The 15,652-nt window shown below is 52.9% G+C and carries 15 protein-coding genes and 1 pseudogene; 10 read left to right on the forward strand and 6 right to left on the reverse strand.

Going from position 1 to position 15,652, the window contains the following annotated elements:
• A pseudogene (locus RT340_RS15240) lies at nucleotides 1-289 on the forward strand (glutathione ABC transporter ATP-binding protein GsiA); the annotation flags it as partial.
• A 46-nt stretch (nucleotides 290-335) separates the two neighbouring features.
• Here RT340_RS15240 and RT340_RS15245 read toward each other — a convergent pair.
• The 3 genes from RT340_RS15245 to RT340_RS15255 all read right to left on the reverse strand — a co-directional run bounded on the left by RT340_RS15245 (nucleotide 336) and on the right by RT340_RS15255 (nucleotide 1,938).
• Nucleotides 336-911, reverse strand: a complete 576-nt coding sequence (locus RT340_RS15245; protein ID WP_211728673.1) for a PIN domain-containing protein — start codon at nucleotides 909-911, stop codon at nucleotides 336-338.
• Complete coding sequence (locus RT340_RS15250) at nucleotides 911-1,372, reverse strand: helix-turn-helix domain-containing protein (protein ID WP_097118777.1); 462 nt, start codon at nucleotides 1,370-1,372, stop codon at nucleotides 911-913. The genes RT340_RS15245 and RT340_RS15250 overlap by 1 nt, the downstream gene beginning before the upstream one ends.
• 107 nt (nucleotides 1,373-1,479) lie before the next feature.
• Entirely contained in the window at nucleotides 1,480-1,938 is a 459-nt protein-coding gene (locus RT340_RS15255; RefSeq protein ID WP_097118776.1) for an acyltransferase, read from the reverse strand.
• A gap of 364 nt (nucleotides 1,939-2,302) precedes the next feature.
• Here RT340_RS15255 and RT340_RS15260 point away from each other — a divergent pair, with 364 nt between their 5' ends.
• Nucleotides 2,303-2,551 (forward strand): hypothetical protein, encoded by a 249-nt coding sequence (locus tag RT340_RS15260; RefSeq protein ID WP_211728674.1) that lies wholly within the window; start codon nucleotides 2,303-2,305, stop codon nucleotides 2,549-2,551.
• A gap of 393 nt (nucleotides 2,552-2,944) precedes the next feature.
• Nucleotides 2,945-3,646 carry a GNAT family N-acetyltransferase gene (locus RT340_RS15265; RefSeq protein ID WP_160834117.1) on the forward strand — a complete coding sequence of 234 codons (702 nt, stop codon included), beginning with the start codon at nucleotides 2,945-2,947 and terminating at the stop codon, nucleotides 3,644-3,646.
• Between the two features lie 127 nt (nucleotides 3,647-3,773).
• Here the strand turns inward: RT340_RS15265 and RT340_RS15270 are convergent, their stop codons facing one another.
• Nucleotides 3,774-4,943, reverse strand: a complete 1,170-nt coding sequence (locus RT340_RS15270) for an ROK family transcriptional regulator (RefSeq protein ID WP_160834118.1) — start codon at nucleotides 4,941-4,943, stop codon at nucleotides 3,774-3,776.
• Between the two features lie 261 nt (nucleotides 4,944-5,204).
• Here RT340_RS15270 and RT340_RS15275 point away from each other — a divergent pair, with 261 nt between their 5' ends.
• From RT340_RS15275 to RT340_RS15295, 5 genes are read left to right on the forward strand one after another with little or no spacing between them, the layout of a single operon-like run.
• Complete coding sequence (locus RT340_RS15275; protein ID WP_313376890.1) at nucleotides 5,205-6,452, forward strand: extracellular solute-binding protein; 1,248 nt, start codon at nucleotides 5,205-5,207, stop codon at nucleotides 6,450-6,452.
• A 9-nt stretch (nucleotides 6,453-6,461) separates the two neighbouring features.
• Nucleotides 6,462-7,370 (forward strand): sugar ABC transporter permease, encoded by a 909-nt coding sequence (locus RT340_RS15280; protein WP_313376892.1) that lies wholly within the window; start codon nucleotides 6,462-6,464, stop codon nucleotides 7,368-7,370.
• Nucleotides 7,360-8,199: a carbohydrate ABC transporter permease gene (locus RT340_RS15285; protein WP_097118770.1), complete on the forward strand. Its 840-nt coding sequence runs from the start codon at nucleotides 7,360-7,362 to the stop codon at nucleotides 8,197-8,199. The genes RT340_RS15280 and RT340_RS15285 overlap by 11 nt, the downstream gene beginning before the upstream one ends.
• Before the next feature lie 2 nt (nucleotides 8,200-8,201).
• Nucleotides 8,202-9,149: a carbohydrate kinase family protein gene (locus RT340_RS15290; RefSeq protein ID WP_409566157.1), complete on the forward strand. Its 948-nt coding sequence runs from the start codon at nucleotides 8,202-8,204 to the stop codon at nucleotides 9,147-9,149.
• Nucleotides 9,150-9,152: 3 nt separating this feature from the next.
• Nucleotides 9,153-10,235 (forward strand): ABC transporter ATP-binding protein, encoded by a 1,083-nt coding sequence (locus tag RT340_RS15295; RefSeq protein WP_097118769.1) that lies wholly within the window; start codon nucleotides 9,153-9,155, stop codon nucleotides 10,233-10,235.
• Between the two features lie 189 nt (nucleotides 10,236-10,424).
• Here RT340_RS15295 and bamA read toward each other — a convergent pair whose 3' ends face one another.
• Nucleotides 10,425-12,863, reverse strand: coding sequence for an outer membrane protein assembly factor BamA (gene bamA / locus RT340_RS15300; protein ID WP_313376895.1), 2,439 nt, complete (start codon nucleotides 12,861-12,863; stop codon nucleotides 10,425-10,427).
• Between bamA and RT340_RS15305 the strand changes: the two genes are divergently transcribed.
• Nucleotides 12,832-13,032: a hypothetical protein gene (locus RT340_RS15305; protein ID WP_202404597.1), complete on the forward strand. Its 201-nt coding sequence runs from the start codon at nucleotides 12,832-12,834 to the stop codon at nucleotides 13,030-13,032. The two genes, bamA and RT340_RS15305, sit on opposite strands and share 32 nt — an antisense overlap.
• 35 nt (nucleotides 13,033-13,067) lie before the next feature.
• Here RT340_RS15305 and RT340_RS15310 read toward each other — a convergent pair whose 3' ends face one another.
• Entirely contained in the window at nucleotides 13,068-14,477 is a 1,410-nt protein-coding gene (locus RT340_RS15310) for an MFS transporter (protein WP_313376897.1), read from the reverse strand.
• 116 nt (nucleotides 14,478-14,593) lie between these two features.
• Between RT340_RS15310 and RT340_RS15315 the strand changes: the two genes are divergently transcribed.
• A complete protein-coding gene (locus tag RT340_RS15315; RefSeq protein ID WP_097118766.1) occupies nucleotides 14,594-15,448 on the forward strand; it encodes a helix-turn-helix transcriptional regulator in 855 nt (284 codons plus the stop codon).
• Nucleotides 15,449-15,652 lie beyond the last annotated feature (204 nt).

The raw sequence follows: 15,652 nt of genomic DNA on the forward strand, positions 1-15,652 counted from the left end.
TATTTCGCACGATATGGCGGTGGTGGAACGCATCAGCCATCGCGTGGCGGTGATGCTGTTGGGCGAGATTGTCGAGATCGGCCCGCGCGCTGCGATCTTTGAGAATCCGCAGCATGACTACACGCGCAAGTTATTGTCATCGGTGCCGGTTCCAGTTCCAGCTCGACGTCATCTCAAGCGGCATATGGACGTTAGCGAGCTGAAAAGCCCGGTGCGCGCACTGGGGTTTGTGCCGGAAACACGGCGCTATCGCGAGGTGAGCGCCGGGCATTGGGTGATGGAGAGTTAAAGCAGACGCAACAGATAAATCAATAATGCTGCCCGCATTATGCGAGCTAAATCATGAAGCTATAAGCTTCCAAAGCTCTTACCGTCATTGGCAATCCAAGCTTTAACAATGAGGTAAGATACTCCTCTGAACCGATTGCTGGATTTTTAAGGCTTGTACGCTGCTCTCGCACCGCCTTTAAAACCAGCGCTCGATTCAGATCGATTAAATCTAAAATAAATTCATCCGGATGCATCGCTTCAATCTCCAGCGCATCCAAATTCTCGCCCGGGAAATCTTTTAAATTGAACATGACTATGACTTCTGCATTACATTTTATTGCCGCAGCAACCACATGCCTGTCATCTTCATCAGGCAGTGATAACCCAGAAATCAGCGGCTCAAAACCAGTCACAAGAGCATCAGGAAGCGCTTTGTCCATTAGCACTTCTATACGCTTAACCTTGTCCGGCGTGACTTCAGGCATATTTTTAACCAAGTTTCGTTGCCATTCATCATGGATAGTCGCGGTCCACTTAGGCATGTATAAACCACTTAGTCCAAGTCGCATAAGCAAGTCACGAAGCATGTTTGGATAAATAACACAGGCATCAAGTACAACCGGATAAGGCGAGTGAGTCATTAGTAAAGACCTAGTCCTTGGCTTAAGTCAGCCAACTCCTGCATAGCATTATTACTTTCACTTTCGCGCTGAGCTTTATAGCGCATCAGGTCTGCAAAAAGCACGCGGCGATGGCGGCCAGTTTTATGATATGGCAGCTTCCCCTCTTCCAATAGTTTCACCATATGAGGCCGTGAGACATTGAGGATATTGGCTGCTTCCTGTGTGGTTAATTCAGCATGAACCGGAACGACCTGCACCGCATTTCCAACGGCCAGTTCTCCCAACACCTTCATTAGCAACGTTAAAGCTGAGGTTGGCAACTCGATTTGGTGAGTTTCGTCGTTTGCATCCTGAATGGATATGACTTGTGTCTCCAGCTTTGTGGAGAGAAAAGTCGCCAGTTCTCTTTGTCCACGTAGAGCGGCCTCAATTTCCTTCTGAGCCGGAAGGCTGACATTGTCCAGAATTGAGTTTGTCATGAGTTTTCCAGTTTCTTAGTTCGTGAATTACAGCGCTCTAATACTAATCGAAACAAACGAAACAAACAACATCCGAAATAAACGAAACAACCAGTCTGTTCCTTGTACTATAGCAACCGCAGTAAACGCGCCGGGTTTCCGGCGTAAACGCCCTTCTGCGTGATGTCTTTCGTCACCACACTGCCCGCGCCGATGACCGCGCCATCGCAGATGCTGACCGCCAAAATACTCGCGCCACTGCCGATTGAGACGTTGTTACCCAGCGTGATGCGCGCCCAGCTTTCTCGATCGGCATTGGGTTTGCCATCACGGAACATATCGTTGGCGAACATCACGCCGTGACCAATAAAGCAGTTTTCGCCCACGCTAACGTATTCGCAGATAAAGGTGTGCGACTGCACTTTTGTGCCTCTTCCAATCACCGTATGTGCCTGGATTTCGACAAACGGACCGATGAAGACATCGTCTTGCAGGGTGCAGCCATAAACGTTCGCAGGCTGGTAAATCGTAACGTTACTACCGATTTCAACGTTTTTGACTGCGACTTCGCGTAGATTTGGCTGCATTTTAGCTCCATTTGTTTTGTTCTGAAGATTCTCGTCCGAGATATATTTTTAATAATGTGACTGAATCTACTTACACGTTTTAACAACAGATATTCTCGGTTTTGGAAACTGTAAAACTAACAAGTTAAAAATTAAAAATCGAGACATATGTGGCCTTAAAACAGTATTAACTCTCGTTACCAAAACCATTAACAATATGATTTAAATAGAAATTATTTCACCACTTCGACCATTTAAATATTACACATTGCTCATCGAGTGATAAAATCATCGCGAATTGTTTATAGGCTTGTCGCTAAAACTGCATAAAAGGTGTAATTTCTGTCATCTATAATCGAAGAGAATTTCTTGATTGGGAGTCTGTATGTTTAAATTTGACATGCAAATAGAGCAGAATTATGCCTCATTCTTTGATACTGAGAGCGGCAACGCTGTCTTTGTCGATTCATTTGATAATGAAGAGTTTGATGTCTGGATGGGAACGCTAAGCTACAGCGCCCATGTTGCGACCGTTCATGCACTCTCAAATGAAGAGCTCAATCGCAAACTGAGCGAGGTTGCTGCGCAGCATTATGACCATAACGGAACAACAACTCCTGGATTTGGAAGCTGATATCAATGACATCCTCGCTGAAGACTGCGCCAGAATTCATTTTACTTTCCATGCCGCATTTGAACGACTAAACGATCCGCGTAATAAACCATCCATTACATTACATGAACTGGATAACGTATTTCAGATATTCATTCAAACACACCTTTCTACGATAATTGATTATGATGAAGGTACGCGGTTTGTTTTAAAGTGCAATACAACACATTTACATTTTCCGTGTGCAGTCACCCATGACAGATAAGTTGGCAAGTTATGGGTGGTACAAAATGTCATTACGGTAATGCGTAAAAAAGATTTTAAATCGCCCGATAATTTTCTTGTTATAAACTGAGTGTATTAAGGCAACACAGTGCCTTTGCACATAATTTGCAACTCAGCCAGGGAAAGACGATGACGCAACTAAACCAATATGGTCAGCCAGTGGGTTTTGCTCTGCCAGATTGGCAGCCGCTGGCCGCGCCTCCTGCTATTCCGCTTCACGGCCGCTTTTGTACGCTTGAACCGTTAGATATTGCGCACAGTCACGCTTTGTTTGCCGCCTTCTCAAGCGCACCAGACGATCGGGACTGGACCTGGCTGGGCGCGACACAGCCCGCCTCGTTGGCAGAGATGGAAAGTTGGATCAGTGGAAAATGCCAGGACAGCGGATTGGTGAGTTACGCGGTGATCGGCCAACGCACTCAGCAAGCGGTTGGTGCGGTATGTTTCGCCAATATTGACGGCCAGAACGGTGCGATTGAGATTGGTCATGTCACCTGGTCGCCGCTGATGCAGCGTAACGTGCTGGGCAGTGAAGCGATCTACTTGTTACTGAAACAGGCATTTGAGCTGGGCTACCGCCGGGTCGCCTGGCGCTGTGATTCCACTAACCTCGCCTCACGTCGGGCAGCGGAACGTCTTGGCTTCACTTATGAAGGGCGTTTCCGCCAGGCAATGACACGCAAACAACGCAATCGCGATACCGACTGGCTGTCGATAATTGATGGTGAATGGCCGCAGGTGAAGCATGCGATATCGGCCTGGCTGGCGGCGGATAATATGGATGAGCACGGCCGGGAGCAGCAAAAGTTGAGCGTATTTTTCGCAGGTTAAATCCTATCAAGTCACCTGCCTCAGCGCAGGCGTCAGGCACAGTATTCTGGCAGATGGCAAGTCAGGATTTCCGTTGTTTCAACGTCATTTAAGGGCAGGAACCGGCCTTGCCAGCTCCTTCTTGTCCTCATTTCATCAACACCTGAAACTGCGGATTAAACTCGTCAAAAATCGGCAACGCCGCCGCACCCAATGCCGCGGTATCACTGCCGGTCATGCCCGTTTTCAAACGTGAGCCGGTAAGATAACGCCCGCGCACCGACTGATAGAGCGGCGGCAGGCGCTGAATGATTTTATCCAGCAGTGCGGCGGGCATCATGCCGCCGATGATCACGCTCTCCGCATCGAAAATGCATTCCAGCATATTGATGCCCTGACGCAATGGCGTCAGCACGGTATCAATCCAGCGATCAAATACTGCGGGATCGACTTCCAGCAGGTCGTCCGGCAACGCGGTCATCGGGTCCAGCCCACAGAATTCATAGGCGGCCTGCAGTGACACATAACGTTCCAGACAGCCGTGATTGCCGCAATAGCATTCGCGCCCACCCGGTTCCACCACCACATGCCCAATTTCACCAGCATTGTGCGCATGGCCGCTGTAAACGTGACCATCCATGATAATACCCGCGCCCAATCCGGTGCCGATATAGAGATAAATAAACGAGTTGAGATGGCGCGCAACGCCGTGGAAACGCTCCCCAATCGCCGCTACCGTGGCATCGTTCTCCAGCGTGACCGGCACGCCGCTCATTTCGGCCAGCCTTGCTTCGATATCGACCGACTCCCAGCCGTGCAAGGTAGTGGGACCCACCGAGGAAATCCCCTCAACGCCAAAGGGTCCCGGCATCACTACGCCGATCCCCAGGACTTTCTGCCAGCGGTCACCGAGCTGCGTTTTGATCTCTGCCAGCACCTCCGCAATGCGCGCTAAAGTGGCATCGGGCTGGGGTTTTTGCACCAGAATAAGGCGGCGGAAATGAACTTCACCGGTGAGATCCACCAGTACGATCAGTAGGGTTTGGTGGTCGAGATGAATGCCGATGGAGAAGGCACTGGCTGGATTGAGGATTACCGGAATCGCCGGTTGCCCACGCCCCTGCTTGCGCGGTTGGCGGCTGGTAAGCAGTTCGGCGGCTTCCAGTTCAGCCACGATATTGGAGACGGTTTGCGGGGTTAAGGCGGTCAGTCGCGCCAGCTCAGCCCGCGTCAATTCACCGTGCAGGCGGATCGCTTCGATGATCACACGGCGATTGTGCGCGCGCGCATGCTCCAGATTGGTTCCTGATGTTTTCATCCTGCTTCCCTCTTCTCACGCCCGCGACTGCCAGCGCATCAATATCTATGATCGGCGACACAATTTACAACCTGTTTACCTGACAGCCGCAAAAATCTGTGCAGAGTAGTGAGCAGCGGCAAACGAGATTTATGCCCTGGCACGTCACTTGCTTTAGTTCATTGATGTCAGCTGCAGCAACCTGACAACCTGTGCGCGTTATTAAATCAATCAAATTGATTTAATTAAACACCCTCTTCTTGCATCAAGGCGGAAAATGTTATGAAAATCCGGTTTTCGACCACATTGAAAGGCTGTGCCATCGCGGTCATGTTAGCCAGCGCCGGCAGCGCGGCAGCCGCAACCACCCTCAATGCGCTGTTTATGACTCAGGCGGCTTACAGCGAAAATGATATTCGCGCCATGACGCAGGAGTTCCAGAAAGCGCATCCGGATGTGCAGGTGAATCTGGAGTTTGTGCCGTACGAAGCGCTGCACGACAAAATTGTCGCGGCGCGTGGCGCAGGCGGTAACGGTTATGACGTGGTGCTGTTTGATGCCATCTGGCCGGCGGAATTCACCAAATTTGATCTGCTGCAGGACGTCAGCAGCCGTATCGCCGCAGACGAAAAAGAGAAGATCTTCCCCGGCGCAATGAACACCGTGGTCTATAACGGCAAAACCCTTGGCATGCCGTGGATCCTGGATACCAAATATCTCTATTACAACAAAGCGATGCTGGAGAAAGCCGGGATCACCACCCCGCCGCAAACCTGGCAACAGGTGATTGATGACTCACGCATCATCAAACAAAAGAACATCGTAAAATATCCACTGGTGTGGAGCTGGTCGCAGGCGGAAGCGCTGGTGTGTGATTACACCACATTGGTATCTGGCTTTGGCGGCAAATTCTATAACAACGGCAAGCTCGATTTCTCTAGCCCGGCCTCATTGCAGGCGGTCAAGCTGATGAAGAGTTCGCTGGATGAAGGGCTGAGTAACCCAGCATCACGCGAATATCTGGAAGAGGATGTGCGCAAAGCCTTCTCCAACGGCGATGCCGCGTTCGCGCTGAACTGGACCTATATGTACAACATGGCTAACGATCCGAAGCAGAGCAAAGTGGCCGGTCAGGTGGGTATCGTTCCGGCACCAGGCGATGCGCCGGGTAAATTTGGTGCGGTGAACGGTTCGATGGGGCTCGGCATCGCCAAAGGCAGCACCCACGGTGACCAGGCGTGGCAATACATTAGCTACATGACTTCGCAACCGGTTCAAAACAAATACGCTACCCTGAGCCTGCCCATCTGGAAAAGCTCATATCAGGATCCTGCGGTACTGAAGAATCAGGAGAGCCTGATCGCGGCGGAGGACAAATCATTGAACGTGATGCTTTCACGCCCGGAACCCGCTGATTATTCCCGTCTCTCCAACACCTTGCAGCAGCAACTGCAGCAAGTGCTGGTGGGCAGCGCCACGCCAGACGCGGCCATGCAGACGGTTGATAAAAGTGCTGCGCGTTTACGTTAAGGGGTCAGCATGCTGAGTTTGCGTGAACGCGAACAACGGCAGGCATGGGTGCTGTTAGCACCCATGTTGCTGGTGATGCTGTTGCTCACCGCCTGGCCGCTGCTGCGCACCATCTGGCTGAGTTTCACCGATGCTGCCCTCATTGGCAGCGGCGAAGTGCCAGCCTGGGTGGGTGTGGAGAACTATTTGTTCGCCATCACCGATCCTGATTTTCAATCTTCACTGTGGCGCACACTCTACTTCACCGTTGTCTCGGTAGCGTTTGAAGGGGCGATTGGCGTGTTGGTGGCGCTGCTGCTGAATCAGAAATTTGCCGGACGCAACATTTTGCGCGTGCTGGTGATTCTGCCGTGGGCGCTGCCGACCATCGTCAACGCCATGATGTGGCGTCTCAACTTTAACCCCGATTACGGCAGCATTAACGCCCTGCTGACTCAATTGGGCATTATTGATGGCTATCGTAGCTGGCTGGGATCGCCGGATTCGGCGCTCAACGCGGTGATGTTTGCCGATATCTGGAAAAACTATCCGCTGGTGACCCTGCTGGTGCTGGCTGCATTGCAATCCATCCCTGACGATCTGTTTGAAGCGGCTCGTCTGGATGGTGCATCTGCCTGGCGGCGCTTCCGTGCCATTACCTTCCCGGCGATTGTCGGCCCGCTGAGTGTGGCGCTGGTACTGCGCACCATCGATGCCTTCAAGATTTTCGACATCATCTATGTGATGACACGCGGCGGCCCGGTCGATAGCACTAAAACCCTGAGCTTCTACGTTTATCAGGAGTCATTCAGCTATTTGCGCGCGGGCAGCGGCGCGGCTTACGCCATGCTGATGACGCTGCTGTGCGCCGTGCTGATCACCCTCTATATGTTGTTGTTGTGGCGTCAGCGCCGTAAAGGGAGCGCGTATGAAGGCTAAATTACGCAACACAGCCAAATATGCCGCCGCGCTGCTGGTGGCAATTTCGGTACTCGCACCAATGGGCTGGCTGTTTCTGATGAGCGTCAGCGCCACCAGCGATCTCACGCGGGTTCCGCTGGAATGGTTGCCGCGCCAGTGGGACTTCAGTCGCTACGGCCGATTGATGTCACTGGAACCCGGCCAACCCGGCACACTGTTCCTGCATGCGTTGGGTAACAGCCTGTTAGTGGCAACCGGGGCGACGATTATCTGTCTGCTGCTGGCCATTCCGGCGGCGTTCAGCTTCTCCCGCTACCGTGGTCGCGATGGCTGGCTGTTTGCCTCGCTCGCTATATATATGGTGCCGCCAGTGGCGTTTGTGCTGCCACTCTACTTCCTGCTGCAACAGTTTGATCTGCTTAACACGCGCCCCGGTTTGATCATCGTTTACTGCTCGCTGATCCTGCCGTTTCTGACGTGGATGCTGAAAAACCAGTTCGATGCCTTACCGCAGGATATTGAGCAAGCGGCGCGGCTGGATGGCTTGCGCGTCTGGCAGGTGCTGCTGCGCATTACCCTGCCACTAGCAAAACCAGTGCTGGGTGCAGCGGCGCTGTTTGGCTGGTTGCTGGCGTGGGATGAGTTTTTCTATGCGCTATTGTTCACCAGCAACATTGCGGCACAAACCTTGCCAGTGACGATTGCGGGCTTTACCGCCGGACGCGCCACCGATGATGGTTTGATCGCAGCGGTCGGCATTCTGGCATCCGTGCCACCGCTGTTTATTGCTATCTGGCTGCAGAAAACACTGGTGAGCGGCCTGGCCAGTGGCGGGAGCAAAGGATGAAGATGAACATGGACACTACCGCCACGCTGTATGTGGTCGGCAATATTAACGTCGATTTGATTATGGGCACCCTCGACCACTGGCCGCAGCGTGGCACCGAAGTGATGATGAATCACAGCGAATTGCGTCCCGGCGGATCGGCGGGCAACTGTGCGTTAGCACTGGAAGCGATGCAGGTGCGCCATCGTGCAGTGGCAAATCAGGGCGATGACGGCCTGAGCGCCTGGCTGGGCAGTTACTTTCCACACAGCGTCGCCTACTGGACGCGCTATCACTGTGAAACCTCACTGACCGTGGGTGTGACGCACTCCGATCACGAGCGATCCTTCCTCAGTAATCTTGGCCATATCGTGCGGCTCACCGCCGAAGATGTGCTGAATCAACTGCCGCTGCGTGCCAGTGAAGGCGATATCGTGCTGCTGTGTGGCACCTTCCTGTGCCTGCAACTTTACTACGAATACCCGCTGTTACTGAGTGAGTTGCAGCAACGCGGATTTACCACCGCCGTGGATACCGGATGGCCGCCGCAGGGGTGGACCGAAGAGGTTCGCCAGCAGATGACGCAGTGGTTACCGCTGTGTGACTGGCTGCTGCTCAATGAGGTCGAAACGCTGGGCCTGATGGACGCGGAGAATCTTAACGTGGCCGCCACCCAACTCGCACAACGACTCAGCGGCCGCGGCGGTTGCGTGGTCAAATGCGGTGCGCAAGGCGCAGGTTGCTGGCAATCACATCAGCACATCAATCAACCCGCTAAGCCCGTCACCGTGGTAGATACCATTGGCGCAGGCGACAGCTTTAATGCCGGTTTTCTCACTGCGCTGCTGCATCAGCAGAATATCACCACCGCGTTGCAATGGGGCATCGCGGTGGCGTCACTGGCAATCAGTACCCAGCCACGTCGCTATCCCGACTGGCATCAACTGCAACTTTCCGCACAGGAGCGCTAAATCATGGCCAGTGTTGAACTCGTAAAAGTGGCCAAGCGCTACGGCAAACAATCGGTTCTGCATCCGCTCGACCTTACCATTCCCGACGGCAGTTTTACCGTACTGGTCGGTCCGTCCGGCTGTGGTAAATCCACCTTATTGCGCCTGCTGGCGGGGCTGGAGAGCCTGTCGGATGGCGCAATCATGATGGATAAAGTGGCAATCAACGATCGCGATCCCGCCGATCGTGATATCGCTATGGTGTTTCAAAGCTATGCGCTTTATCCGCATCTGACGGTGGCAGAGAACCTCGCGTTTCATATGCAGGTGAAGAAAGTGAAGCGCGAAGAGCAGCAGAGCAAAATCGAACGCATCGCCGGGATTCTCGGCATTGATAAACTGCTCGGGCGCTATCCGCGTGCGTTATCCGGTGGGCAGCGCCAGCGTGTGGCGATGGGACGCGCGATGGTGCGCAATCCGCAGGTGTTCTTGTTTGATGAGCCGTTGTCCAACCTCGATGCACAGTTGAGGATGGAGTTACGGGCAGAGATCAAATCACTGCACCAGCGCTTCAAAACCACCATGGTGTATGTCACGCACGATCAGGTAGAAGCCATGACGCTGGCCGATCAAATTGTGGTGATGAAAGAGGGCCGCATTGTGCAGCAGGGTGCACCGCTGGCGATTTATGACCGACCAGCGGACACGTTTGTGGCGCGTTTTATCGGTTCGCCGCCGATGAACCTGTTACCGGCGCAATTGATTACCCGCGATGGCATTCCGGGTGTGCAGTGCCAGGATTTATGGCAACCGCTACCTCTGCGCTGGCATGCGGCGGCACGCGATCGCGAAGGGGCTAAGGTGACGCTGGGCGTGCGTCCTCATGATTTACTGGAAGCCGAAACTCGCGCACAAGCTAAAGTAAAAGTGGTCGAAATCACCGGTGAATCAACGTTGTTGCACCTTGAATGGCACGGTCACGCCATGCATATGCAAATCGCCGGGCGTCATAGCGCGGTGAGTGGCGATCAGATTCGTATTGGATTTAACGCCGAGAAGATTCATCTGTTTGATGCAGAAAGCGGATTACGCCTGAGCGAAGGTTAAATAATATAAAAAAGCCACCCAAATGGGTGGCGAAATATATTGATAGAAAATGCATAACAACGATGATGGCAGGCACTCATTCCATAAGCACCGTACCCTGACTATTTTACGCAAACGGCTATTTTATTCTGTTCTCTCTGTTTAAAGATAACGTAAATCTTACTTCTTTCTTTAACAGAGAAATAACCACTACCAGGTTTTCCCGATATTAAACTGGAACTGCTCAGACTTATCGCCTTCATATTTTTTGATCGGCAAGGCATAAGAGAACACCAGCGGACCAAGCGGCGATTGCCATTGTAATGCCAGACCGCTGGAAACACGGATTTCACTCGGATCACCATAATCCGGAATGCCTGCCGCGCGCGTTGCCGCGGTATTTTCCCATTTGGTATCCCAAACGGTACCGGCATCGACAAAGAACGAGGTGCGCAGTGAATCCGCATAACGATCGCTAACAAATGGAGTCGGGACGATTAACTCCGCGCTCGCCACAGCCATCGCATTACCACCCACCGCATCATCCGATTTATTCACCGAACAGTTGCCATAGCTGCTTTCGCTGCCGGTGCAACTGTAATAAGCCGCTTTTGGACCGATGGTATTGGATGAGAATCCGCGCACGGAGCTGGAGCCGCCGGCGTAGAAGTTGTCGTAGAACGGCACTTCTTTGCCACCGAACCCATCCGCATAGCCGGCTTTGGTACGCCCCATCAGCACCCAGCGATGATCACTGCTAAGCGGTAAGTATGCGTTGGCACTCAGCGTACTTTTGTAATAGCTGTTGGTCGATCCGGGGATCGTCACTTTGGTATTAAAGCCAGCGGAAACCCCCGACGTTGGGAAGAAACCACGGTCTAATGAGTTGTAGTTCCAGCCAATGTTCCAGAAGAAGTCATTGGCGACAAACTTCTCATCGCTGGTGGCGTAATCGTCATCATCATCTTCATTGGTGGTGATCACTTTCGGATGGATGCCCTGCGATCCCAGATAGCGCCACATGGAGACCTGTGGTGCCATATTACTGACGCGGTTGTAGGTGTAATCCAGCCCTGAACTCAGATTACTGTTTTCGCTGATCGGGAAGCTTAACGTACTGCTGGCACCAAAACTCTTCAGCGTGTATTCAGACAGGTCATTATCTTCGGCGCTGTAGTCGTTGTAGAACAGTTTACCGCCAAGACTCACGCCATCCACGGTGAAGTAAGGATTGGTGGCAGCAATCTCAACATAGGTTTGATAACTGTTTTTAGTGCCGCTAAAACTCACGGTATTACCGGTACCCATCCAGTTATCCTGGCTGACGCCAAGCTGGTAACTGATGCCGCTGTCGGTGCCGTACCCAAGACCCACGTTGAAAGTGCCGGTGTTACGCTCTTTCACCTTATACACCACATCGACCTGATCAGGGCTGCCGGGCACACGCTGGGTATCAACATCGACGCTTTCGAAATAGCCGGTACGATTGAGACGGGCCTTACCTTGATCAACCGCATCGCTGGCTAACCACGACCCTTCCATCTGGCGCATTTCGCGACGTAACACCGAATCCTTCGAGGTGTCATTGCCGCTGAACTTCACCTGACGCACGTAGAAACGATGCCCTGCTTCAACATTCACATGCAGTTTAACGGTTTTGTCTGCATCGTTAATTTCAGGCTGAGAACTGACTTGCGGGAAAGCATAGCCGTAGCGACCGAGCAGCGCTTTGATCGCGCCTTCGTTCTCAGTAATTTTGGCACCGCTGTATAAAGCCCCTGGCGGTATATGGGCCAGTTTCTCAATTTCGGCGGAGTGTCCCGCCATATCGCCGTTCAGGATAACATCGGAAATATGGTAAACATCGCCTTCATGAATATTGACTGTCAGATAAATACTTTTCTTATCGGGTGTTAAACTCACTTGCGTTGAATCAATATTAAAACGTGCAAAACCGCGATCGAGATAATAGCTACGCAGTGTTTCTAAATCGCCGGACAGTTTTTGTTTCTGATATTTCTGATCGGCAATAAAATTCCACCAAGGCACATCATCACGCAATTGGAAGTGCGAGATGAGTTCATCTGATGAGAAGGCATGATTGCCGACAATATTGATCTGCTGAATCTTCGCGGATACACCTTCGGTAAACACGAACTTCAGGTCGACACGATTGCGTGGCAACGGCGTGACCACAGCTTTGACGCTGGCAGTGTATTTACCCGCGCTGTAGTAGAAATCTTCCAGCCCTTTTTCAATATCCGATAATGTGGTGCGATCCAGCGCTTCGCCGACCCGCACACCGGTGGCGTCGAGATTTTGCTTCAGCTGATCTTCTTTGATTGCCTTGTTGCCGGAGAAGGAAATGCTCGCAATGGCCGGCCGTTCTTTCACACGAATGAGCAGCGCATCGCCATCGCGCAGCACTTGCACATCTTCAAAGTTGCCAGTGGCAAATAGCGCACGAATGGTGTTACGAATATCGTCATGTGTGACGCGATCGCCCACGCGTACGGGCATACTCAGCATTGCTGCACCCGGTGCGACGCGTTGCAAGCCGTCAAAGTGAATATCCCTGAGGGTGAAATCGTCTGCACCAAAGGCTGTGGTGGTTACCATGAAAAGTAACCCGGTTAACATCTTTTTCATCTGCTATGAGCCTGCCGTTTTCCATTCAACGCATTTCTGCCGCACCACAAAAAAACGGGCTGAACACGCGGTTCAGCCCGTTAGTTGCGGCGATATGTTCCGGAAAAAAGACCACTGCGCCAAAGGTAAATTCAGCGCAATCAACGGATTTTCGCTTACCTTACAGTAAGCTGAAAAGCCGCTGCAGAAATCACAGCATAAGGATTACCCTTCCGCCGTCACCGGCTGGAAAGTGCGACGGTTCAGACTGGTCAGAATCACCAGCGTCACCATCATTAACAGCTCGACGCCAAGGGTGCCGGAGATGGCCGCCAAATGATTGCCATGCACATTTATCTGGGTGAACACGCCTCCGAGCAGCATCGGGCCCAGGCCAAGTGCCGATTGCTGTACGGTGGATAACACTGCGCTGCCCGCGCCCGCCTGGTGATGCGGTACACCGCTCATGCCGACACGGTAGAAGGTGCTGACGATAAATGACTGACCAAAGCCAATCAGGATGGTGGCCGGCATCAGGGTAAAGACGCCAACATCAGGCCAGGCAAACTGGAAAGTCCCGATCAGTGCAATCAAACCGACCATCTGGATGCCGCAACCGGTCAGTAACGTGGTGCGTTTACCAAAGCGTTCCACCATGCGCGTTGAACGCATCGCACCGATAAAGTAGGCAGCGCCCAGTGCGATAAACGCGTTTCCCGACTGAAATGCAGTTAAGCCAATGCCTGACTGCAGCGTCAGCGCTACCGCGAACATAAAGCCGCTCCAGCAGGAGAAGAACAGCACCGCCAGGGTTAAACCAAAACGAACGCTTGGCAGACGCAGCAGCGAAGGGGGCAGCAACGGCGAACCACCTTCTGCTTCCAGACGCAGTGAACTCTGACGCAGGCGATGCAATAACACCGGGAACAGCACCAGCAGCAGAATGCACGGCCATGACCAGTGCAGCAGCGGACCGAGCGCCAGCGCTAGCATCAAACAGCCAATCGCGCCTGCAAGCAGCAAGGTGCCGCTGACATCCACCGGCACGCGCTGATGATTGTGGGTTTCAGGCACAAAACGTCGCGCGGTGATCAGCACAAACAGGCAAATCGGCAGGTTGATCAGGAACACGCTGCGCCAGCCGTAGCCGCCGATATCCGCTTTGATCAGGAATCCACCTAACACCTGGCCAATGATAAAGGCCAGCCCGCCAATGCCGCCGTAAAGGCCAATGGCGCGCGCGTGCTCCCTGCCCTTCATGGTGACATGCATGGTGGCGAGGATTTGCGGCACGATGAAAGCCGCGCCTACACCCTGCAATGCGCGAGCAAACATCAACAGACCGACACTGTTGGCGATGCCGCATAATAAAGATGCAATACCAAAGATCCCTACTCCCGCCAGGAATATCCGACGACGTCCGTAGTTATCCCCCAGGCGTCCGCCCATCGCCAGGCAGATGGCGAAAGCAATGCCGTACACGGCGACAATCAGCGCCAGCTCAATCGATGTGGCGCGCAACGTATGCGCCATGGCATCCAGCGCCACGTTGACAATGGAAAAATCGATCATGGGCAGCAGTTGCCCTGCCAGCAGGACCACCAGTCCCGCGCGTTGAAGTTGCGATGTTTGCATCGGTTTTAACCTTGTTTTTAAGTGCAGTACGGCATAGCATCACCTAACTATTAAACGGGTACCAGTGCTTGTTTATCATGGTATAAATACTACCCGTCTCGTTTGGAGATCTGCTCATGAGCACGGCTACTGCCCCCGTCACGGCTGAATACAACAATCGAAAACTGCTTGGCACTTTTTTACGCACCCGTCGTGAAAGTCTCGACCCTAATCGTCTGGGTTTGCCGCATATGCGTCACCGCCGTACACCCGGATTACGCCGTGAAGAAGTGGCGCAGTTAGCGGATGTCGGCGTGACCTGGTATACGTGGCTGGAACAGGGTCGCGATATCAAAGCCTCGCCAAAAACCCTGACGGCCATTGCCACGGCATTGCAGTGCAACGATGTCGAGACGCAGCATCTGTTTTCCCTTGCCGGACACTCGTTGCCATCGGTACGGGTGGCCGCTGCCTGCTGCAAAATCGCGGCGCATAATCAGCAGATGCTGGACGCGATCCAGTTACCGGCGATTATCGAAACACCGCGTTTCGATATTCTTGGCTACAACGCCGCATGGTGTGCGCTGATGGATGTGGATCTGGCCGGGATAGCTGTGGAAGATCGTAACTGCATCTGGCTGGCGTTCAATCATCCTGCCTGGCGCAAAGCGATGAGCGACTGGGACGACGTGATGCCACAAATGGTGGCGATGTTTCGAGGGCAAATGGGCGAACACCTTGGCGATCCGCACTGGGAAAGTTTTCTCGCTCGTTTGCTGAATAGCTCGGATGAATTTGCCCAAACCTGGCAACGCTACGAACTGGGCAAGGTGGAAAATCGGCTGAAGCGTTTTTACCGCGAGGAAGTGGGTGAAATGACGCTGCGCCAGAATAACTGGTGGTCTGCTTCACGCAACGGCGACCGCCTGCTGGTGTATGTACCGGATGATGAGCAGAGTGCGGCGTCACTGCAGAAATTGATGAAACGGTAAAAATCGGCCTCCTCAACACTATGCTCAACATCCAGTGATGCAAACGGCTGGAGCGGTCTTCAGGCCGCTGCAGCCGCACAACCTCAGAGTGAGGTCAGGGCTTCGAATTACCAGCGCTTTTCCGCAAACCAGGCTACCAGCCATTCGGTCAGGGCACTGATATTCGCCGACTGAAGTTGGCTGGAAGGTTTAATCAGCCAGACG

Source organism: Pantoea sp. CTOTU50773, assembly GCF_032082325.1.
GTDB classification, from domain to species: Bacteria; Pseudomonadota; Gammaproteobacteria; order Enterobacterales; family Enterobacteriaceae; genus Pantoea; species Pantoea communis.